This window comes from Teredinibacter purpureus (genome assembly GCF_014217335.1).
GTDB classification, from domain to species: Bacteria; Pseudomonadota; Gammaproteobacteria; order Pseudomonadales; family Cellvibrionaceae; genus Teredinibacter; species Teredinibacter purpureus.
Genome location: NZ_CP060093.1, coordinates 20218 through 42788 on the forward strand (window position 1 = coordinate 20218; position 22571 = coordinate 42788).

At 40.6% G+C, this 22571-nt stretch carries 24 protein-coding genes and 1 pseudogene; 5 read left to right on the forward strand and 20 right to left on the reverse strand.

Annotated elements, in window-relative coordinates:
- Positions 1–16 precede the first annotated feature (16 nt).
- From H5647_RS20800 to H5647_RS20845, 10 genes and pseudogenes are all read right to left on the reverse strand, one after another.
- A complete protein-coding gene (locus H5647_RS20800; protein WP_045861619.1) occupies positions 17–229 on the reverse strand; it encodes a hypothetical protein in 213 nt (70 codons plus the stop codon).
- Positions 230–408: 179 nt separating this feature from the next.
- The gene (locus H5647_RS20805) at positions 409–711 is read right to left on the reverse strand and encodes a hypothetical protein (protein WP_045861620.1); all 303 of its coding nucleotides are present in this window, start codon (positions 709–711) and stop codon (positions 409–411) included.
- Between the two features lie 342 nt (positions 712–1053).
- A complete protein-coding gene (locus H5647_RS20810) occupies positions 1054–1293 on the reverse strand; it encodes a hypothetical protein (RefSeq protein ID WP_162926457.1) in 240 nt (79 codons plus the stop codon).
- A 151-nt stretch (positions 1294–1444) separates the two neighbouring features.
- Entirely contained in the window at positions 1445–2062 is a 618-nt protein-coding gene (locus H5647_RS20815) for a hypothetical protein (RefSeq protein ID WP_045861622.1), read from the reverse strand.
- A gap of 164 nt (positions 2063–2226) precedes the next feature.
- Positions 2227–3351: a DUF6878 family protein gene (locus H5647_RS20820; protein WP_045861623.1), complete on the reverse strand. Its 1125-nt coding sequence runs from the start codon at positions 3349–3351 to the stop codon at positions 2227–2229.
- Positions 3344–3793, reverse strand: a complete 450-nt coding sequence (locus tag H5647_RS20825; protein WP_200911683.1) for a DUF6915 family protein — start codon at positions 3791–3793, stop codon at positions 3344–3346. Before H5647_RS20825 ends, H5647_RS20820 begins: the two co-directional genes overlap by 8 nt.
- Positions 3794–4522: 729 nt before the next feature.
- The gene (locus H5647_RS20830; protein WP_162926458.1) at positions 4523–4978 is read right to left on the reverse strand and encodes a hypothetical protein; all 456 of its coding nucleotides are present in this window, start codon (positions 4976–4978) and stop codon (positions 4523–4525) included.
- Between the two features lie 125 nt (positions 4979–5103).
- Complete coding sequence (gene csrA / locus H5647_RS20835; RefSeq protein WP_045861627.1) at positions 5104–5310, reverse strand: carbon storage regulator CsrA; 207 nt, start codon at positions 5308–5310, stop codon at positions 5104–5106.
- Positions 5311–5335: 25 nt separating this feature from the next.
- On the reverse strand, positions 5336–5743 hold the full coding sequence (locus tag H5647_RS20840; RefSeq protein WP_045861628.1) for a hypothetical protein: 408 nt from the start codon (positions 5741–5743) through the stop codon (positions 5336–5338).
- A 97-nt stretch (positions 5744–5840) separates the two neighbouring features.
- Positions 5841–6125 (reverse strand): annotated as a pseudogene (locus tag H5647_RS20845) (ATP-binding protein); the annotation flags it as partial.
- 406 nt (positions 6126–6531) lie between these two features.
- Between H5647_RS20845 and H5647_RS20850 the strand changes: the two are divergent.
- The 4 genes from H5647_RS20850 (at position 6532) to H5647_RS20865 (ending at position 9123) form a co-directional block, all read left to right on the forward strand.
- Positions 6532–6879 (forward strand): hypothetical protein, encoded by a 348-nt coding sequence (locus H5647_RS20850; protein WP_052692292.1) that lies wholly within the window; start codon positions 6532–6534, stop codon positions 6877–6879.
- Between the two features lie 779 nt (positions 6880–7658).
- The gene (locus H5647_RS20855; protein ID WP_045861630.1) at positions 7659–7886 is read left to right on the forward strand and encodes a hypothetical protein; all 228 of its coding nucleotides are present in this window, start codon (positions 7659–7661) and stop codon (positions 7884–7886) included.
- A gap of 138 nt (positions 7887–8024) precedes the next feature.
- Entirely contained in the window at positions 8025–8552 is a 528-nt protein-coding gene (locus tag H5647_RS20860) for a hypothetical protein (RefSeq protein ID WP_045861631.1), read from the forward strand.
- A 223-nt stretch (positions 8553–8775) separates the two neighbouring features.
- The gene (locus H5647_RS20865; protein ID WP_052692292.1) at positions 8776–9123 is read left to right on the forward strand and encodes a hypothetical protein; all 348 of its coding nucleotides are present in this window, start codon (positions 8776–8778) and stop codon (positions 9121–9123) included.
- Between the two features lie 497 nt (positions 9124–9620).
- Here the strand turns inward: H5647_RS20865 and H5647_RS20870 are convergent.
- The 10 genes from H5647_RS20870 to H5647_RS20915 form a co-directional block, all read right to left on the reverse strand.
- Positions 9621–10834 (reverse strand): IS3 family transposase gene (locus H5647_RS20870; protein ID WP_236075103.1). Its coding sequence is split into 2 segments (ribosomal slippage): positions 9621–10585 and positions 10585–10834, totalling 1215 coding nucleotides; the frame shifts between segments, so codons are not numbered across the junction.
- Positions 10835–10933: 99 nt separating this feature from the next.
- Positions 10934–11290, reverse strand: coding sequence for a hypothetical protein (locus H5647_RS20875; protein WP_045861633.1), 357 nt, complete (start codon positions 11288–11290; stop codon positions 10934–10936).
- Between the two features lie 2 nt (positions 11291–11292).
- The gene (locus tag H5647_RS20880) at positions 11293–11487 is read right to left on the reverse strand and encodes a hypothetical protein (RefSeq protein WP_045861634.1); all 195 of its coding nucleotides are present in this window, start codon (positions 11485–11487) and stop codon (positions 11293–11295) included.
- A gap of 2 nt (positions 11488–11489) precedes the next feature.
- Positions 11490–12248, reverse strand: a complete 759-nt coding sequence (locus H5647_RS20885; protein ID WP_052692293.1) for a DUF5131 family protein — start codon at positions 12246–12248, stop codon at positions 11490–11492.
- Positions 12248–12652, reverse strand: a complete 405-nt coding sequence (locus tag H5647_RS20890) for a hypothetical protein (protein ID WP_045861635.1) — start codon at positions 12650–12652, stop codon at positions 12248–12250. Before H5647_RS20890 ends, H5647_RS20885 begins: the two co-directional genes overlap by 1 nt.
- 184 nt (positions 12653–12836) lie before the next feature.
- Positions 12837–13277, reverse strand: a complete 441-nt coding sequence (locus H5647_RS20895; protein ID WP_045861636.1) for a hypothetical protein — start codon at positions 13275–13277, stop codon at positions 12837–12839.
- Between the two features lie 187 nt (positions 13278–13464).
- Complete coding sequence (locus H5647_RS20900) at positions 13465–16221, reverse strand: ribonucleoside-diphosphate reductase subunit alpha (protein ID WP_045861637.1); 2757 nt, start codon at positions 16219–16221, stop codon at positions 13465–13467.
- A 16-nt stretch (positions 16222–16237) separates the two neighbouring features.
- The gene (locus H5647_RS20905) at positions 16238–17386 is read right to left on the reverse strand and encodes a ribonucleotide-diphosphate reductase subunit beta (RefSeq protein ID WP_045861638.1); all 1149 of its coding nucleotides are present in this window, start codon (positions 17384–17386) and stop codon (positions 16238–16240) included.
- A 208-nt stretch (positions 17387–17594) separates the two neighbouring features.
- Complete coding sequence (locus tag H5647_RS20910; RefSeq protein WP_045861639.1) at positions 17595–19073, reverse strand: replication initiator protein RctB domain-containing protein; 1479 nt, start codon at positions 19071–19073, stop codon at positions 17595–17597.
- Positions 19074–20351: 1278 nt separating this feature from the next.
- Positions 20352–21080: a winged helix-turn-helix domain-containing protein gene (locus H5647_RS20915; protein WP_045861847.1), complete on the reverse strand. Its 729-nt coding sequence runs from the start codon at positions 21078–21080 to the stop codon at positions 20352–20354.
- A gap of 438 nt (positions 21081–21518) precedes the next feature.
- Here H5647_RS20915 and H5647_RS20920 point away from each other — a divergent pair, with 438 nt between their 5' ends.
- The gene (locus H5647_RS20920) at positions 21519–22562 is read left to right on the forward strand and encodes a hypothetical protein (protein ID WP_045861640.1); all 1044 of its coding nucleotides are present in this window, start codon (positions 21519–21521) and stop codon (positions 22560–22562) included.
- Positions 22563–22571: the final 9 nt, after the last annotated feature.

The window sequence follows — 22571 nt, forward strand, 5'->3', positions numbered from 1 at the left end:
TTTCCCACCCATTTACTTACCCATTTAAGACAACTGGGTCTGCATTAAAATATTCAAAGCCACATATAGTGGAACCGCTATTATTTTTGTGAGATTTTATGAGGTGATTTAATTTAACCATCTCTTTAGTTGTCGATAATTGCTTAACTTTTTCTATATCTAATCCGCTAAGCCGAGCGATATCCGCTTCACTTACATCCCCCAACACCAAAACTATTAGCCTTTCCATGTCACATACATATGACTCTATCATTGGATTTGAATTCACTGTCATTACCTCATTGGTTAGTTACAAACTTTAATTACTAACAAGTAATAATCCAACCAACTACAACAATCAAAACAAAACGGCCAATTAAAGTGAGGTTGCAACATAAATGCTGCACATAATGGTCACGGCTCCAACCCTTATGAGCTGGTCTTTTCTAGTGAAATGAATATTCGGTTATATCCATCACTGTATGCTTTTGTGAAAAAATAGCGTAAATGGCTGGAAAAGGTATCAGAGCCAGTCATGGCGACCTCAGAAGCCTTATCCATTTTCAAATCAATCTGTATCCCGCCGTCTCGATGAGAAGGCATAAATGGACCACTCCATTCGTCAAAACCTATAATATCTAATAACAGACCAACGTCCTCACTCAATATGTCCGCGTCTTTTATTGCTATTTCTTTAATGTTAGAAATTTTTGGGGTCTGCTCATGGCTCATCTTCGATTAACCTCGTTGTTACAAGCTTGTACACGTAAGTAAGGTTGCTTTAGAGATACTAATCCAGAACAATCTCTACTTTTCTACATAATTCCCAAAAGCACTTATAGAGATGCTATCACAGGCTTTCTATCACTCAATGAAACTGCATGTTGGCGTGATTGACCTAGGACTTTTAAATTTTGAACAAGCGTTTCAAGTATTCCAAAACTAGAAATAAAACGATCAACCATATCGTCCGTTGGTGTGACCCGCGTTACGATCTGTAGGTAAGCCTTTATTCGAGATCTAAGCTCTTAATCTGGGCTTGATACATGACTGGACATCAGCGAATACTCATTTTCAATGAACCATTGGTTCGGATTGCAGAGGAGTCATACACGTTAAATAGCATGCGGCGTTCTTCGCTAGGAGAGGAATTGCCGATCGCTCATTCTGAACATCAAACGATATGATTTCTTTAACTTGATCAGGGGTACGGCCACCAGCGATCAGCTCAGCAACCTTTACTATTACTTCCGGGCTCTCTTGACCCAAAACCTCATAACACTCCTGATTAAATGAATCGACAACAACCATCATGCTTTCCTCTATAAATGAAAAAACGAACAAATATAGGAGGTGAAAATTGGAATGGCGCAATTACCGCCTTTATATTCTCACCCAGTTAATACTGGTACGGTGGTTTCCCACTCACAATTAAAGCGTTACATGTTACGCCCTAAAATTCAAATTATTTCATCTCTTCAAGCATCTCAATTGCATATTCTTCAGCATTCAAAGATCCCATCGAAACAAGAGAAACAGCTAGCTTTGACATGTCGTAACACGCCTCTTCTACGGGTTGAGTATTCAACGCCTCATCAAACCTTCTAATAAAAAAGTGCATAAGAGCCAATCCTTTCTTATTGACCGAATTTACTGGGTGGGCCAAGCATGAACACTTAGGGCATTCGCTATCGGTAAAAGGCTCGTCACAAGCGACCCTCTCCAATAATCTTTTTGCTCGAACGAAATTAGAGCGATGGGCAACGTAAGCGCAATTTTGACACTCGTAATCAGCTTCTGTGAAATACGGAATAGAATCAAAGCTAGTGACATAACGAAAATCAATTTTTGAAAGTTCAGCACCGTGACTTGACAATATATTTAACCTGCGCGAAAGGGGCATTTCCACTTTTTCAGAATCAACAACAATAAAATGAAATTCTGGAAATGGAAAACCGACATCCATTCGTGGAAAATATAAATTCCACCCATCTAATGATGACTGCTTTAATACTGGTTCAAGAATTAACTCTGCCGACTGATCGAGAAAATTGGTTAAATCAGATAACTCAACTTTGTTCATGTTAAGGCCTCAAATATTTAAATGTTAAAGCCAACATAAACGTAAAATAAATATTCCGCATTTTCAGTAGAAAACCATTGTTGCCCACCCAATGAAATATAGAATTTGCCGATAGGCAATTAAGTTCCTCAAGCGCCTCCCAAAAAGGGAGGCGACTCACAAAATTAAGTTTCAACAAGCTGTTCGAAATTTAACTCTTGGTAATGCTCGGTTGTAGATTCCGTATAGTAACAATCTATACTCGCTTCCAGGCACCTGTTTTCGACGTCAATTGTAAACTCACCTCTCCCTCCATCGTTATTAAACCAGTCGACACCAGTTTCCTCAAGATAGTCATACACCAAATCTTCAACAGCATCGTATAGAGATTTTTCAGTTTCACAAATTTCACCCTGCCAAGTTCCGTTTTCCCATGATCGACTATATTCAACAACATTAACTAACTCACGTCGATGATCATCCTCCATAGCAATACTATCAATTGAACCACTATCCCCACCGCCAAAAAAATTCACTTCAATGGTGCTCATTTCCAGCCGTTCAAAAACAGGAATTAGTCTAAGAAGGTTTTCTTTCCATGTCCGAGTTGAATACTGCCTCATACAAGAAACGGATGACGTATATACCTCTTCAATATTCAGCAAATTATATATTTCCGAGCGAACTCTTGAGCACGGAGATTTATTAAAGCGTGCTTTAATTTGACCAATCATCAAAGGATGATCTTCGCTCTCGCGCTTTATTAACTCAACAGTCCATCGCTGACGATCTACGAAAAGAGTACAAATTGCTGTATTTCTACTTAATAGTCTCGTATGCCATGACGCTACGCAATGTCGTTGTCTAAATCCCTCCATACCTAACCGTTTTGATGACCTAATTAGATAACCTGGTATTCGTTTAGGTAGCTTATCTTCAAAATACGCAAGATCATAACTTACGTTTTCTTTGCTGAGACGATCTAAGGTTTCAAATCGTGAAAGTCTTTCATGTTGTTCTTGCCAGCGGCAAGGTGACCACCAAAGATTTACCCGACGGTTTTGTGATTTGGACATGGAAATCACATCAGAAACAGGAACTGACTGTGATCGCAGAAATAAGAAGCTCGTCGCGAACGCTGATAACCTGCTTTTATCTTTAGACAAATCACCAGCATCAAGTATGGATGCTAATGAATAATCATCAATGTGTTTCAATGATCGAAGTCCACGTAACACCCCAGCACATTTTTTAGGTAAAACATTTAAACGTAATTCCAGGTTATCCTTAAGAATATTTATCTTAGTCATTTCGTAAATCCCTTTTTGAAAGAATTGATAGGACTTCATTTTCAGATTTGAAAGTTGTACCTCTTGACATCCAAGGTTCAGGGTTTATTCTTAATAACCAGTCGGAAATGTTTGGGATGCGCCCACCACAATCCTCCATTACATGCTGTTCTCCGATGTAACGGGTAGGTATTTTTTTACCTACGCTGTTTGTTATTGTTTGGCCAAATATTTCTTCTGCCCAAAATATGCCTTCCGAATGATGGCGTAATGCTCTGTGAGTAAAATGAGAATGGCTATACTTGGTCTCATCAAACCAAGAATGTATTTTTATATAATCCTCTGGAATTCCTGAAAATTTTCGTGCGCTTGATTCAGCATGAATATATGGATGTGTCATCTCGTTTCTCCGAATAAATAAAGAAGAAACGGCTTGGGAGAGGATGGCTGTAGTCCAGCTCATTATCCGGTGCAACCGCGTTTAATTAATCACCATGAACTGGCGCCGAAGAAAACATAGCACTCTGGGGTAAATGATCCACTGAAGCGGATAATGTGCCAATCACCACTGAATGAACTATCGCATCCGATAGGAAAGACATTGTTGATCTGAAGAAAAAAAAGAAAATTATAGATATTGCTAATAGATAAAATTGAATAATTTTAACCTTGATAAAAAGGTCTTCTGAAGGTTTGTGGAGCATCTAAACCAAAACAATACCAAACCCTCAGCTGATCAATAATCAACCTTTCGTACAAGTCGTTGAAAGCAATGCGCTATTGATAAGTTATCACATGTTTGTCCACTTATAATGTGGATAACTACCAGCAAATCAACTAAAAGATGCTGCCGTATACTATGTAGTTTTGGGAGATAAAATATGTGCTTTATTCCGTTTTCTATATGTAAAACAGCCCTTAATAGAAGTAAAAAGAAAGGTTGTCGCCATCAGTACAAGCTCGACGTGACCATAATAGAAATTGAATATAAATAATAAAACATTTGAAAATGTGTAGAGAACATGTGCAAAAAAACCATAGCGTGGATTACTTGACATCAAATAGGAAGCTCGCCAACTAACTATCCATGCAATTAACCCAACGATACGCATCGGGTCACTATTGTAGTGATTTATTACTACATCGATTATAGATTCAATTCCCATAGCAATGCACCTCGAGTAAAATTAAGTTATCTTCTAGGATCAATATTAACGACTTTCGCAACGGTCAAGTTTCCGGTATCTGATTTTAATATTTTTTCTTCGTACCCCTGGATTAGAGTTGCCTTGCTAAGTGAAGAAGCCAAAACCCAATCACTACCGAATTCAATCGAAAAATAAGGCTTCATATTATTGGGTTCGCCTTCGACTGCGCTATATACAATAGCATTCCCATCTAAACGAAAAGCACCTATGGGATTGCTGACAAAAGAAGACGTAAGACCACCATCAATCCAACCAAAAACAATCCATTTATTACATGAGGGGGACCTTTGTACTGCTGACTTCAACCTGGCTATACCGCGTTCTATAGCAATATCTATTGAAGGCGCGAAGAATTTTACCGGGGCCCCCATAGGCAATGGCGTCAGATCCGGAATACAAATAGTTTGAAAGATAGTTACCTCGGGATTTTTATTCATCATTGATCTCCTAATTAAGTACAAGATCAACGTACCCGAAGTACAAGCGCTGGCAAATTGGATAGAAAGGGAAATTTATCTGTGCGTTTTTATCAAAAATCATACTCTAAGCATCCATGCCTTATTTTTTAGTTCCTACTTGACTGTGACGCTAGCGAAAGGTTCTCGCCACCTTCTCGTATCATTCGTTTATAAATCTCTTCACGATTAACAGCAACTTCTTTTGGTGCTTGAACACCTATCCGAACTTGATTCCCTTTAACACCCAAAACAGTAACAGTGACATCATCACCAACCATAAGGGTCTCGCCGATACGGCGGGTTGGTATAAGCATTTCCTTCTCCTTCAGTATTTTTAGGTTACATTCTCATATTTCTTCGAAATACTTGATCATTCCCAATAATTTGAGCATCTACTCTATTAAATGCAGCTTCTTGTAACTGTCCGAACTTTGCATTTAACTCAGTCTCTTTCGCATAAGGTGAGCTCATGTTTTGAATCGCCGGCAAAATAGTTTCGCGAATACGATCTGGATCAATTCCATGCTCCTTCATTTCATCCACTTTCTGCAGTGCTGTTTTCATCACCTTATCCATTTCAGTTTCCATTTTCTGATTATTGGACATGTTCTCTGCGTTCAAATTCCCTGCGTGTGAATTAATTGCACTAGTTGCTGACGCTTCGATTTGATCTACTAAGTTATGTCGCCAGTCTTTTAAGCGGCTATCGAAATTGGTTAGGTCAAATGTTTTAGTATTATCATTCATTATTTAATATTCCATGTTTGTTAGTTACCTGTCAACGCCAGCTTAAAACTGACCCACTTTTACCGATTATCGCCAAAGTAAAACTGACCCACCCCGTTTAATTATTGATCGATTGTGGCGGGGCGATGCCCGTATGCTTTTTGTTTTTCAGCCGATAGCTTTCTCCCGATATTTGTACAATGTGTGCGTGATGCAGTAGCCGATCGAGTAGTGCTGCGGTTAGTGTTGTATCGTCAGCAAAGGCATTTGACCATTGTGAGAACGGCAGATTGCTGGTGACGATAATGCTGCCTTTTTCGTAACGTTTTGCTATGACATTGAAGAATAAATTCGCCTCCTCTCGCCCAAAGGGTAGATAGCCAATCTCATCAATGATCATTAATGAGCGATTGTAATAGCAAGGCTAGGTAAGATAAAGATTAACCAGGCAGCGCTAAATAGAGCAAATTGCTCAAAAGCTGGCTATGCAGAGGCATTCATGGCTGCGGCGGAATATCGATTAGATGAAGAGCTGCTTTCTGAACTAGATCAGTTAGCAGCATCAATTTTGATGCAGTCAGAATAGGTAGGAAAAATATGCTAATAGCAACGCGCACCCCAAATGCACAAAGAGAGTTAGTTGCACTTTTCGACACTAATTGCTTGATCGAGACTCGGTGTTACATTTAGATTATCTACGCAGGCATGAAACTTGACTCAACTCTAATTTGCATAGATCAAATATGGTGGTACGTTAGCTTCAAGAAATAGAAATTATCTAGTAGGAAAAATAGTAGGGAAATGAAATTATGCCTTGGACTTATGTAAACCACGAAAATGATGAAGCCTACTCGAAGTCCGTACCGCTGGCCCAGACGTTATCGGAAGCCGATCTTCCTAAAACAGAATTTGAAGCGCGCAGAGACCTCGCGCATTGGAAGATGGCTGGTTTTGTACCGTTTGCCTCGATGAGCTGGCTTGATCGATTTTTAGATAAAGAACGAGCTTCAGAAAGATTCGAAAAGCTCGACGTATTGATGACCGAAATTAAGAGTAGGTGTGAAGACAAAGCGTATCGCTCAGCGATCAAGCGAGTAGTGTCTTCGATGCCGGCCGAGGCGAAAGATCGAGCCTATATCGAACTAAATATCTTATAGGAAACTTGATTCCACCTTGGTTTACACCGAATAAAATTGGTGATACTTTGGTTTCAAGCAATAGGAAATTTCAATGAATAGAAAAGTACTACGCTCGCGTATCGATTTAATAATAAGGGCGATAGTTGTCCTCGGTTTTAGCGCCATAATTCTGTACTCTATTGAGAGGCCTCCTTCGGAGTGGATATTCTGGTTTACTCTTACCGTAACATCTCTTGCAGTTATAGGCATAGCTGTAGAGGTGAACCCCAGGATTAAAGATCGACTGATAACTCGTGTGTGGCGAAAACTCAACCGAGGAATATGAAGGAAAATGATATGTCGATGAATGATGCTGTATTAAACGCTATGTTCTTTGTTAAGAATGGTATTGATTCCTACTAATGAGGTACTACTTGTCATGTTAAAGCGGTTTTACCTGATTATTTGCTTGCTGTTCCCCGCAGTTTTATCCATGAGAAAGGCTATAGGTATTCTAGCAAAGAAAAGGGTAAATTATGCTTAATCAAATTTGGATGTTTCTGGCTTCAAGACCGCGTTACATCTTGATCGCTCTAACAATCGACGTAGTCCTAACTTGCATCGGTTTGGCTACAACGGGAGACATATCGCTTGCCTTTATTCTTTCTCCGTTTGGGGCGGTAGCTTCACTAATACCTGCCGCTTACTACTACTTCAGTATCCAGTTAACACCTGAAGGTGCCGAGAGTAGCCATTCAAGATTTTGGGTATGGTATTTTGGACGGCCCTTCACTAAATTTTAATTTGTAGGAAAAATTATGGGCAGCGAAATGTCATTCAAAGAACAGATCATTCTAATCCTATTACTTGGTATTTTTATTATAACTGCCATCATATGCGGTATTGGGTATGCAATTGCAGAGGGGGAGCTTGCTGGTTCGTTCTCAAAATATGGCTCAATAGCCGGTATCACAGCTATTTTAATCGCGATGCTTGGCCACACAACTTTGCGGCTTTTTCAAAGGCTTTTCGGGTTCAAACTTTAAGGGAAAGCTGATTATGAAAAACCTATATTTAATGCTATCGGTAACTCTTATTTTAGCTCTTCTGCCCCATCGCTAAACAAGCTTAAAGATCTTATTGGGATAAGAAGCACAAATGCGGCACAAAAGCATTTAGACGCTTTGTTAACGAAGAACTTTTTTAAAAAAACATCAGTACATGCAGGAGGTGATGGTAAATATCAAATCACAGAAGCTGGATATGAGTTATTGAAAAATAATATTGTCGGTATCCCTGGAGCACCAAGGAAAGTTATGCGCCAAGAGTTTATTGAAAAATTAGATGAGGCTAGTTGGTCTAAGAGTAAACTAAAATCTCTTATTGAGCATATTGACGCTGAAAAACGGAGTATTAAATCTAGACTCTCACAGTTGTCTAGTGAGCCCAAAGATAATGATCCAGTTGGTCGAGAAAGACAGGTTTTAATACGGCGAATGAAAGACAAGTCTTCCTTCCTGACAGAAGAAAGAGCGATTGTAATAGCAAGGCTAGGTAAGATAAAGATTAACCAGGCAGCGCTAAATAGAGCAAATTGCTCAAAAGCTGGCTATGCAGAGGCATTCATGGCTGCGGCGGAATATCGATTAGATGAAGAGCTGCTTTCTGAACTAGATCAGTTAGCAGCATCAATTTTGATGCAGTCAGAATAGGTAGGAAAAATATGCTAATAGCAACGCGCACCCCAAATGCACAAAGAGAGTTAGTTGCACTTTTCGACACTAATTGCTTGATCGAGACTCGGTGTTACATTTAGATTATCTACGCAGGCATGAAACTTGACTCAACTCTAATTTGCATAGATCAAATATGGTGGTACGTTAGCTTCAAGAAATAGAAATTATCTAGTAGGAAAAATAGTAGGGAAATGAAATTATGCCTTGGACTTATGTAAACCACGAAAATGATGAAGCCTACTCGAAGTCCGTACCGCTGGCCCAGACGTTATCGGAAGCCGATCTTCCTAAAACAGAATTTGAAGCGCGCAGAGACCTCGCGCATTGGAAGATGGCTGGTTTTGTACCGTTTGCCTCGATGAGCTGGCTTGATCGATTTTTAGATAAAGAACGAGCTTCAGAAAGATTCGAAAAGCTCGACGTATTGATGACCGAAATTAAGAGTAGGTGTGAAGACAAAGCGTATCGCTCAGCGATCAAGCGAGTAGTGTCTTCGATGCCGGCCGAGGCGAAAGATCGAGCCTATATCGAACTAAATATCTTATAGGAAACTTGATTCCACCTTGGTTTACACCGAATAAAATTGGTGATACTTTGGTTTCAAGCAATAGGAAAATTCAATGAATAGAAAAGTACTACGCTCGCGTATCGATTTAATAATAAGGGCGATAGTTGTCTTCGGTTTTAGCGCCATAATTCGGTACTCTATTGAGAGGCCTTCTTCGGAGTGGATATTCTGGTTTACTCTTACCGTAACATCTCTTGCAGTTATAGGCATAGCTGTAGAGGTGAACCCCAGGATTAAAGATCGACTGATAACTCGTGTGTGGCGAAAACTCAACCGAGGAATATGAAGGAAAATAACAGATGGTACTTTTATGAAAACGGCGGCTGTTTATAGTGAAGAGGATAAGGCTTTGGCTCGTGAGATCCCCGCACATTGCGAGGAGGGTAAAAGTTACGGCATTACGCATATCCAAAGAAAGCTGTTCTGGTCAAGTAAAACCGGACACCTATTTTTTATAAATTCCCTGCTAACGCGCTTCACTTGTTGACTGCAGAATCGAAGTGTCGAACCTGCTCTATTCGAGCAGAACCGACTCTTCCATTTTGCAGCACATACTTGGATTCTTCGTATTTTATTGGCGATAAATCTTCATTCGCCGAATGAAAACGATGTACATTGTAGTAGCGCATATATTTGCCCACGTCAGTCTTCATGTGCGCTCTTGTCGGCTGCGCAATCTTAAATATCCAATCGTGTTTAAGGCTTCCGAAGAAGCGTTCAACAACCGCATTATCCCAACAGGCACCAACGTCTCCCATACTCGCCCGCATATCGTAAGCCGCTAGAAGTTTTCGATAGCGCTTACTGGTATATTGTGAGCCTCTATCGCTATGAAAAACTAAGCTTTTAGGCGGCTGTCTTAGGTTGTAGGCCTTTATCAGGGCCTTGCTCACTAAATTAGTTGTCATGCGCTTATCAATGTACCAACCAACAATTCGACGCGAGTACAAATCCATAATAATCGCCAAATACATCCAACCTTCGCCGGTCTTCAGGTAAGTGACATCGCCCGCCCAAATTTGATCCGGCCCCACTGGGTTAAAATTCTGATTCAGCAAGTTGTCGGCTACGGCATCCGAGGTTTTGCGTTTAGTTGTCACTTTATAGGCGGTTCGCTGAGTGACCCTTAAGCCAAGCTTGCGCATCAAGTTACGAACCCGATAACGACCAATCTGAAAGCCTTCTTCGCGTAATTTCTTCATCATCTCGCGACTACCCAGGCTATTGCGACTCTGCTCGAAAAGCCACTTCATCCTACGGTGTAGGTGCAAGGTATCGCTTGTTATCACTGTGCCTGGGCGCTTAAGCCAATCGTAATAGGACGTTTTCCCAACGCCCATCACGCGACACAACATAACTACAGGAAAGCGAGGTGATTCAGTCTGAATGAAATCGTACTTTACTTCATTTCTTTCGCAAAGAAGGCACTGGCCTTTTTTAAAATCTCTTTCTCCATGCGCAGCTCTTTGTTTTCCTTGCGCAAGCGCTTAAGCTCGACTCTCTCATCCTCGGCCAGCACTTCACCTGCCTCACTAGACTCCACCTTTTCTTTCCATTTGTAGAGCATGTTGGTTGCGATACCCAACGATTTAGCGGCCTCAGGAACGGAATAGCCTTGTTCTCGAACAAGCGCAACGGCCTCTTCCTTAAACTCTTTCGGGTACTGCTTGTAAGTACGCTTCTGACTCATAATGACACCTTAATTGTTGACTAATATTGTCTCTCATTAAAGTGTCCGGTGCTATTAGACCACTACAGTTCGCTTGCGCGATAAAATTACTAAGTGCAACTAAGATGCGCGATAATGATTTGCGCTAGAATTTATTAAAATATTTTCTGTTTCCATAGGATCCATCACGACAATGGGCTTGCTTAATACTAGTCCTGAAAATAATAGAACTGATCTAATATTTGGCTGGAGACAATCATCCATCATGCTCATTTTTTCTACATCGTAGTGTGTTGCCTGCCAAAAAGACTTAGCCTTGGCTGATGGATGTATTACCCATAGATCACCGCCTTGACGAAAACCAACCACTTGACTGCTCTCAACAAGACTCACCATTTCAGCGATATCTGAAATAAGCTGTTGGTTACCTATAGATACTAATTCCGTTTCTTTTCCTAGCGATTCACTATGAAACATTTCTACGAAATTTGTTCAATATCACTAGGGAAAAGATTTTCTAAAATATCACCGCTGTGTAAACGAACATCAATACTTGGTAAAGGATCTTCTGGCATCTGCACAAGGCGTACGACTACTCCGCTTTGCCCGTGATAATCTTCATACTCTTCAGCCGAACTTAACAGCCTTACTTTTTGCAATAATTTGAATGACATAGCTAAAGCACCTTTATGGGAACCATATCTGGTTGAGGAACGGATTGATATTTCTGACCTTGCAGTAAGCATCCACCCTTATCATGACGAGTACCGCCCATCTGCTTGAAGTAGAATTTTGTATTATATTTTTTGCATAGCATGCGAAGCCCATCCGCCCATTTAGGGTCCATAGGGCGACAATTATGACCAGATTCGCCGCCAACAATCAGCCAATCTATCGCATTTAATGAAACGTCATTGATCTCTTCTAAAAGAGGTTCAGCAGAGAGGAAGCGCACTTTGGCAGGAATATTCTTAAGAATCTCTATTCTAGGATAACCATGTTTCTTATTTTCAACTGATACGCCGAGCCAAACATTAGGGTAGCCATCGCCCCAATCATGGGGTAAATACTTTGCAATGTTTACGGCTCTTTTTGTTAATAGGAGCCAATCAAGGTTTTCTGTTCTTTTAATTAACTCCCACAACCTACTTCTAGTTTGGGGAGGTATTTTTTTATCGAAAACATCACACATACTCCCACAGAAAACCCTAGGGCGAGAAATAGCGCCTTGCTCCTTTCTGTTCCAAACAAGTGGTTTTCTCCAATTACTTTCCGAAGTAACCCTACGAGGAGCGCTCTTCTGCCACTGCACTCCTCCAAATCTCTTATCCCACGATTCTGCGTAGCAATTATCACAACCAGGCGAAACCTTCTCACAACCAATAACAGGATTGAACGTGTAATTTGCCCAGCTGATCAAAGTATTCTCACCCATTATGCAAACCTCTTACTAGAGCGCAGCTGTCCTGCAGATATAAAACTTGGTGAGTTCTTTATTTCCAGAAGCAGCCTTGCTCTTTCTTCCGGAGAAATATAAATTGGCTGAACATCAAGATCTACAAGTGGGGACGTATCCAGATCATACGAGCTATTAGCTGCCTCAACAGGAACATCCTGTCCAGGGGGCGCTTCGACACCTGCCAAAACATTAAGCTCATTACGTAAGTAAGAAATCGTTTCAGTTAAATCGGAAATTTTCGATTCATCATGAGTCGAAAACGAAAAATTCTTTTTTAGCTCTTCTGAAAACCTCATGATTGTGGATTCGATATTTTCAACGTCGATATCCTCAGCCGTTTCCACCCACTGCTTAGCTCTCTCTAAGTATGTTTTCGTCATAACGCTACCTCTTCAACAATAAGTTCATTTGAAGCGAAATTAGCATCCACAATAAATGGGTCAAATTTGATGGAAACACTTTCAAAAGAATAATCCCTGAATGCTAGTAAGCAGAAATAAATTGTTTTGAAAAGTGAAAAAAAACACCAAACATGCTCTTAAAGAGCGTGAATAAAGCATGAAATCAGCTTGCATAGTCGGAGAAGCGATATAAGTTAATACAAGCGGGCGTCATTATTGGCAAAAAAAGCTCTTCGAGCTGCAAAGCTCTATTATCATCGAAGGCTTCCAGCAATAAATCGCGATAAGAATCATTAATTTTCAAGCCGTAACAAAGCTTCTGAAACGTTTCCTCAATCCCTTTCCTTCTAGGACTAAACGATCTCAATTCGGTAGACACATCCATTATATAGCTCAGATCCTGACTTGTTTGCATACTGTAAATTAAGTGCAGCAGGGAGGTTTGAATCAATAAGGCCTCATTGGTAGTTACCTTTAACTGGCCAAGGTCTGAATCAAAAAGCTGTCCCACAAGGCTCTCAAAATTTTCGTTGCTACAGTCGTTAATCCCAAGCCTCTCAGATAGCCTATAGATAAACGCAGGCAGCAAGTTCGTTAGCTTCATGGTCTGGTAATGCCTTATAGCAATTACCAAACAGAACGAAAAATGATTATTCAACTCCACAATATACCTCGCAGGTTTGGCAGCTTTCAGAGAAATATACTCACTAAGTTAGAGCGTAACATGTAACGGCTGTTTGTCAATGGTATGGTAGGTATTGTTAATACCTACCAATATGAATATTTTGATCTTACTGGCAGGCATCACAATCCTCGTCATTGATACTGCATGCCTTGGGCAGTGATACGGGGTTAACAGCATTGAGGGTACCGGTATTAACGGTGGATTTTTCGGTACTTGTAGCGGCCAGTGAACGCAAGTAATAGGTAGTCTTTAATCCGAGCATCCAAGCCATGCGATACGTGAGGTCGAGTTTTTTACCATCGGCACCGGCGATATAGATATTTAGGCTCTGAGCTTGATCCAGCCATTTTTGACGACGACTGGCGGCTTCGATAATCCACTTGGGTTCGACTTCAAAGGCCGTAGCAAACAAGGTCTTGATGTAGTCGGGAACGCGTTCAATGTTTTTCAACGAACCTTCGTAGTACTTGAGATCGTTTACCATGACGGCATCCCATAGGTCTTCGTCTTTCAGCATCTTGACCAGGTAAGGATTGATGACCGTGAACTCTCCGGAGAGGTTGGATTTAACAAACAAGTTTTGGTAAGTGGGCTCAATGGATTGGGTCACACCGACAATGTTCGATATCGTTGCAGTCGGCGCAATGGCCATGACATTCGAGTTGCGCATACCGGCTTTGGCTTTCTCGCGCAATGCATCCCAGTCCAAGGTCGAAGAGCGATCCATCTTCAAGAAATCCTGTCCACGCTCGGCCGCTAACAAATCAATGCTATCGATAGGCAACACCCCTTGGCTCCAAAGTGAGCCTTCAAAGGTTTGATACGCCCCGCGTTCTTTAGCCAATTCTGCCGAGGCATCGATGGCGGCAAAGCTAACAAGCTCCATAGACAAGTCTGCGAAGGCAACGGCCTGCTCACTGCTGTAAGGAATCTTCTGAAGGTACAAGGCATCTTGGAACCCCATAATGCCAAGGCCTACTGGTCGATGTTTTTGGTTGGCCTTTTCTGCTTGTGGTACGGCGTAATAATTAATATCAATCACATTATCGAGCATACGCACCGCGGTTTTAATGGTGGCATTCAGCTTCTCGCGATCGATACCGTCATCGGAGACGTGTTGAGCAAGATTGACGGATCCCAGGTTGCACACGGCAATTTCATCGTTACTGGTGTTTAAGGTGATTTCAGTGCATAGATTTGAGCTGTGTACGACACCGACGTGTTGTTGTGGGCTGCGTAGATTGCAAGGATCTTTAAAGGTAATCCATGGGTGTCCGGTTTCAAAAATCATCCCGAGCATTTTTCGCCATAGCGCCTTGGCGTCAATGGTTTTACTTTTGATGTCGCCCGCAGCGGCTTTGGCTTCATATTCTTGATATTTGGCTTCGAAGGCCTTGCCCACTAAATCATGAAGTTCGGGTACCTGGTTAGGGGAGAACAAAGTCCACGATTCATCGCTAAAAAGACGCTTCATAAACAGATCGGGAATCCAGTTAGCGGTATTCATATCGTGGGTGCGACGTCGATCATCACCGGTATTTTTGCGCAGCTCGAGGAACTCCTCGATGTCGAGATGCCAGGATTCGAGATAAGCGCAGACAGCGCCTTTACGTTTACCGCCTTGGTTCACCGCTACGGCGATATCATTGGCGACTTTCAAGAAGGGTACGACACCTTGAGATTGTCCGTTGGTGCCTTTGATGTGGGCGCCAAGCGCACGTACGGGAGTCCAGTCATTGCCCAGTCCACCGGCCCATTTAGACAGCATGGCGTTATCGCTCCACGCGCTGGTGATGCCCTTCATATCATCGGGAATGGTGGTGAGGTAGCAGCTGGACAGCTGGCTGTGTCGGGTACCGGCGTTGAAGAGAGTCGGCGTAGAAGACATGTAGTCGAACGAAGACAGTAAGTTATAGAACTCGATGGCCCGCAGATTGATATCGTCTTCTTTTAAAGCAAGCCCCATGGCCACACGCATAAAGAAGACCTGAGGAAGCTCAAGGCGTTGGCCCTCATGATGGACAAAGTAGCGATCGTAAAGAGTTTGTAGACCAAGGTAGGTGAATTGGTTGTCGCGTTCTGGCTTGATGGCTGAACCCAATAGCTCTAAATCAAAGTCGGAAAGTCTTGAATTAAAAAGCTCTTTATCGATACCAAAATTAATTGCCGCAATTAGATAATCTTCATAACGGAATACCTGACCTGAAATTATACCCAAGGCTTTTCCGGACTCACGAACAATGGTATTGAGAAGTAACTTAGAAGTAACCAAGCTATAGTTCGGTTCTTCTTCGATTAATGTTCTGCTTTCAATTAACGCTGCATTCCAGAGAAGTTCTATATCCATATCTTCATAAGAACTTCTTTTAATACGATCAATAATCAATTCTGCGTCTACGAAATCCAGCTCCTTACATATATCTCGAACTGCAGTAATAACTGGCGTATTTAGTAAGTCGTAAAAATCATTACCGCTCTTTATTCTTATTCCCGACGAAATTGACTTATATTGTTCACGTTCTCTTTGGCGTTCTGTTCTGTAAATAACGTAATATCTTGCAACTTGGTGTTCACCAGAACGCATAAGAGCAAGCTCAACTTGGTCTTGAACTTCTTCAATATGAATAGTGCCGCCGGAAGGCATTCTGCGGATAAATGTTTCCTGTACTATCTTTGTTGTCTCATCACTTTTATTTTTTAATGCTTGTGATTGATTGGTTAATCCTCCATTAGCTTGCGGATCCATAAAGGCTTTAGTTATTGCAATACGAATTCTATCAATATCAAAAGGCACTACTTTACCATTTCGTTTTATTACCTGTATTTCTCCAGGAGTAACAATTCTATTATTTATATCTGTCATATGGTTCACCACTAAATTAATTATCCCAGTTCAGGCTTCCGCCAGTTTGATATTCAACGACACGAGTCTCAAAAAAGTTTTTTTCTTTCCGAAGATCCATAATTTCACTCATCCACGGGAACGGATTTTTGGCTCCCTTGTATTCTTCAGTAAGGCCTAATTGAGAAAGACGTCTATTAGCAATAAAATTTAGGTAGTCTTCCATTACTGAAGCGTTCATGCCAAGTACACCGCGAGGCATTGAGTCTCGAGCATATTCAATCTCGAGTTCCATTCCTTCCAAAATCATTGCTCTGGCATCATGTTGAAATTCTAGAGTCCATAGTTCTGGATTTTCTATTTTAATTTGATTAATAACATCGATACCGAAATTTAGATGCATGGACTCATCACGCAGGATGTACTGAAATTGTTCAGCAACACCCGTCATTTTGTTTTGTCGACCCATTGAAAGAATTTGTGTGAAACCACAATAGAAAAATATGCCTTCGGTAACAGCATAAAATGCTATCAGGTTACGAAGGAGTTCTTGATTTTTTTCGATTGTGCCGGTGTTGAAATTGGGATCCGAGATACCGCGCGTATGTTTTATAGACCATGCAGCTTTCTTGGCTACGGAAGGAACCTCACGATACATATTGAAAACCTTGCCTTCATCCATGCTTAGAGATTCGACACAGTATTGATATGCATGTGTATGAATAGCTTCTTCGAAGGCTTGCCGTAATAAGTATTGACGGCATTCAGGGTTTGTAATCAATCGGTAAATAGCCAAAACAAGGTTGTTGGCCACTAGTGAATCCGCTGATGAAAAATATCCTAAAGATCGTTCTATAATTAATCGCTCGTCGTAGGTCAGTCCAGTTTCTGATTTCCATAAAGCAATATCTTTCGACATATTTACTTCTTGAGGCATCCAGTGATTTGAGCAACCGTCTAGATATTTCTGCCAAGCCCAGTCATATTTAAATGGAACAAGTTGGTTTAAGTCTGCCCGGCAATTAATCATTTTTTTATCGTCTACTTGAACTCGGGCGGCTCCTAGCTCTACTTCGTGAATAGTAGCTTTTGTTTTTACATCCTTTTCGCTGTTTTCTATGCGCTCGTGTAAATCTAACGCGCTGGTATCCAGTGCGTTAATGTCATTGTCATCCCAGTTCAACATGTGCATCACCTCAAATATTTTGTTAGGTCAGCTTTGAACGTACAACAATAGAATATGATGCGAAACTGAAAGGTGCTTAAACAGAAAGGTTGGCCACATATATGCAGCAAAACGGCAGGAAGGAGGTATTTGATGAGGTTGGAATAGTTAAATGAGAGGTGGATTAAAAGAAGTTTATTAAATTAAATGCAACATATAAAAGGCAAAATCATTTGTCTTGAGAGCCAAAATCAAACTGTGGCTGCATTTTTTTTTGAGCTAATAGTTTGTTGTGGAGAGATCTATCGCCGATAATTTCATCTGATTTATCTCTAAATACATCAAACATAAAATCGTATGACATATGTGGTTCTACTTCAGCAATATAGCCAAAAATGTTAATTCTATTCTTACACCCATCAATCCAACGATGTCCAGATTTTTCATGATGTCTTTTTAGTGCAGGAATAAAACGGTCTCGAAAATTCTCATAACTTGCGGCCGGTATCATGAAATTTTTCAAGTCGGGAAGGGTTATCGTTCTTTTTATTCGGCCTGAACGTTTAATATGAATAGAGCACCATGAATAAAAGATGTGTATCAATCCTGATGACGTTTTCAAAATTTCTTTGTTGTCGATAAAAGTTGAAATTACATCGGGGTCAATTAAATCCGCAAATGTTTTAGAGTGTAATGCAATACGGTACCATCTAGGTCGACGAATACCTCGTCCACCGTATTCACGATCAATGCTTGAGTCGAGTTCTGTAAGGAACCGGAAATTTAAATCATCAGCACCTGGAGTTAACCCAAATTGTTTAGCAAACTGGCTACCAGCTTCGCTATCTGCGTCAATAATCACATTGAAATTGGTGCTGTATAGCCGTTTCATTGAATCTCTTATCGTGTCCCGGTTGGCTCCAGATCCATCTAGTCCCATCAGCGACAGTAGATCGACTATATCCACAAAAAATTCGTTCTTAATGTCTTTTCCGAGATCAGATTGTTCGGCTATTAAAATACAAACAAGTGTAATTATATTACGGATAGTTCTCTGGTCATCAACATGGCATATTTCGCTGTCTGATTGGGCTGAGGTGATGATTTCAATTTTGTCACTGCCAAAACGATATATGGTGGAAAATGGCTCCGTTCTTCTAGGGTCTGTTCTTGAAACCCGCATGCAGGATCCGAAAACTCCGTTCCATAATCTTTCTGATCTTGCTAATCGAACTGGGAGGCTAGTATCTAAAATTTGTGAATCGCCCTCTATTAACAAGGTTTTGATATCTTTTAATTTCTGACGGTGTGGACGATGGTCTTTGAATTCACTTTTTTTCGCCGGTACATTAAGGACGTCGGTTGCATCCTGGAGGACAAACAGGTCGGCGGGCTTACATTTTGGTCTTTGGTATTTTTCTTTTTTGAATAAGCCAATATCCGCTAAAGTGGCGGAGCGCTTTTTCATGATTGTTATGCCACATCCGATATTTTTTTCGCTTAGCCACTCTTGTAATTGCGAGCGGGTAACATCAAATGTCTGATTTTCAGTCTCAGATGAGTTTTCAAGAGTTGAGCATAGTTCGAGCAAGCCAAGTAAAAATTTAGATTCAATCGGGGAAAGGCAGTCTAAGGCAGCGTAGATTTTCATTTGCCCTAAATGACGTATTTTAACCCGATAAATCGAGCCTTCTGATTTTGAAGACATCTACGTGACCTAAAATTATTTATTTTGACTCGTTGTAGTACGTAGTAATGAATGTACATGAGTGACTTTTGTCGCTGGATGATAGCGGTGAAAGTGGTAGAGTTCAAGAAGAAAATGGTGACCATGTGTCTTTATTGATTAACTTTTTTTAAAGGGGTCGAATTTTCTAGCTGATTAAATAATGTGCTATTATTCTTGCTGTTAAATATAAATATAAGTCTGTAAAAATATGAACACACAATCTCTTTCCAGTATGCCCGCAATAAGATCTTAAAGTAGTTATTCATATCTCCTATATAATAGGGGCAGCTAAATATCTATATAAATCAAAGAGTTGTCCTGTGGATAACGAATGGTCAGTCCTTATAATAGGAAAAGTCACCCGGGAATTGGAAAAGTCGCTCCTTAAACTAGAATGGTCACTCCCTAAGATAAAGAATGGTCACTCCTTGTGATATACAAAGTCACTCCTTACCTGATAAATAGTCAGTCCTTAAATATAGCTTTAGTCACTCCTTAAGGGGTAGAATAGTCACTCCTTAAAAGAAAATAATATACAGTCCTATTAACAGGATAATCACAGGAAATCAACAGCTTAGTAACAGCTTATTACTACAAAATAATTCTATTGCCTACCTTGTTTAGTTTTGGTCACTCCTTAAAACACTCGTTATTTTACTCAAAAGGGTAAATATTTGGTATCTATAGTCACTCCTTGAGTTTCTTCAGCGAGTGGTAAGAAGGTTCTGAGAATGTATATTCAGTGACCATTTATCTATATTTCTACCATATATAGTGTCCGCAACAAGAAATCACTACAAAAGAGGCTGTAAACGGATTTCAGCTGGAAATATCTAGGGAGTCGGTAGCAAGAATACTCGTGGAGTGACCATACGTGCTGGTAGAAAGCATGATGGTTGGCTTGGTCAGCCGTTGGGTATCGGCTAACATGCCGCCAAGTAGCATGAAAGCTTTGGAGGTGACTAAAGGTCACTACTTAAGTGATTTCTAGTTGTTTCTTGGGTTTCAGATACACCAAATTATTGTAATAATTACAGATAGTTACAGGGAACTCCTAGAATTGGTAGCAACGAATAATAAGGAGTGGCCGTTCATCGATGATTTGTAGACTGTCATAGCTTTATAAAATCTGGATTCAAAAAGAAGCTATTTATGTGGCAAAAGCGCGTAGAGGCGCCGCGCAGGTACTCCCAATAAAGTTCAGATACGGCCCATCGTCTCCCTAATTCCTGAGCATTTGGTTGGGTCGTTGGTAAACTACAAAATAGGTTCGTAACCAGTGTTTAGCTGAACTCGATTAACGGATGCCCAATAAGTCGGCCCAGGGGGCTTGTTACTTAGCCAAATCAATCTATCCATTAGGTAAAGACCAAACCTTTCTGATATCTGAATTGTAAGTTTTTCGAGATAGAGTGATCGAGCCGGGAGGCCTTTTAGAAAAATATCGTTAGAGATGTTTAATGCGATGGATCCGCCTGGCTTTAAGTGCTTAACAACGGCCTCAAGACTTTTGCATATGAAGTCTGTGTATTCACCAACATCAATCTTTCCGTATGCTCTAGGGTTTCGAATTGGGTAAGGTGGCGAGGTGAGGCATAAACTTATGGGTTCGTTAATATTCTCGAATGCATCGTAGCAATCTCCCCAGAGAGCAATACCAAGTGTGGTAGAAAAAGCGATAAGCACAGTTCTACTTTTTAATTTCGTTAGTTGAGTTTTCCCTGATGTGGTGAGCTCCCATACTCCTCGGATTCCAGCGCTTTCGAGCCAACCAGCTTGTTTCATTGTTTGCTGATGCCAACGTATTTCTCGTTTCAACTTACTTCTTAGTGCTTTGCTTTTACCTATAGGTGACTTGGCCATGAGCTCCTCATCAGACAGGCCTGCTTTTTGAGCAACAGTAGAGTAAAGCGTTTGGTTGTCTAGGGCTCCGCCTTTCTCTAGATAGGTAGATTGTACGTGCTCAAATAGCGAAAGTTGATGCATTGCATAGCCCTTTGGTAAGTTGACTTAAAAGTCCAAAAAATTCAGTTCTTCAGCTAATACATCGATCAGATACCTATGCAGATGTTGAGTCGTGTACTTGAACGCACTGAGATGCTAGTAAAGGTATGCAAACATCTTTGTTTATGCAAAAGAGATAGAAAAAGTGGGCGAACAATCAATTGATATATCCTAAGTGCAGTAGGGTGGCATGTAAGAAGGTTAAGAAAAGAAGAGTTTTATCTTGGAGTTGTAGTGATAGAGATGATATCTATCTAGTAGAAGTCTTTCGACTATCTGCATGACTTGGCATGAATAAAGACTGCCCTACAGAAAGCGGCATAAATAAGGCGAGATTACAGTGTAGTGGTGGCGATATACGTTAAAGGAAGGCTATTCTATTTTTTGGCGGCACTCTAAAAATTCGTAGTGAGCATTCATATGTCTTCAGAGAAAAACGATCATACCAGCAACCGCGCATCGAGCAGTGGTGTAACAGCTTGGCACGGTACTCCGGCAGAATTTAGTTCATTCTCGACTGAATTTATCAGCGGGGGGGAAGGTATTCAAGCGTATGGATGGGGTTTGTATTTCGCGAGCGAGGTGGAAGTAGCGAAGTGGTATAGAAACGCATTGGCAGGGAACAAATCTGGTGTGTGGGTCGGCGAGGAATATTACGAGAAAATAAATGTAGATGATATACAGTCAAAAAATGATCGATATATCAACTATCAGGCTGCTTTTTTTCTAGAGGATATGGGGCATGAAGGTGCGAGAAACCGAATTCTTCATGATATTGAATCGAAGAAAAATAGACTGACATTTATCCCGTCAATTGTTGAAAAAAATAAAGAAGATATAGCGGTTCTCGAGTTGGTACTTGAGAAAATTGACGAGTGGAAAGGGAAGTCAGTGAGGCTTGATCAAGGAAGGATGTATCAAGTAAGTCTAGAGCCCCATGAAAATGAATATCTTAGCTGGGACAAAAGAATGGATGAACAGTCCCTATGTGTTTTAGATGCGCTAACACAACACAATCATCGGATTGATAGAGAAAGTAGTGGTAGACAGTTTTATGAGGAGCTAGTGAATGAGATAGAGTCTCTTGATAATAAATCATGGCATTATGCGTCAAGAAAATTAATTTCTGAAGGGAAGGATATTGCAGATTATACTGAGCCTGAAATTGTATCTAAATATTTAAACTCTATCGGAATCCCCGGACTAAAATTTTTAGATCAAAATAGTCGATCTAATGGATTGGGAAGTAGTAACTACGTTGTATTTGATGAAAATAACGTATCTGTTATCTCTAGGTATAAAAGAAACTCGTCTTACAACGGCGCACATCTTAAGAATGCGTTATCAAAAATAGAAATCGAAAAAGCGATTAAGCCTTTAGTTGAAGAGCTTGGAATTAAAGCAAATATAGTGACAAGTTTTTTAGATCTTCCGCGACATATTATTCGTGAGATAATGCGATAGAGGATGCTC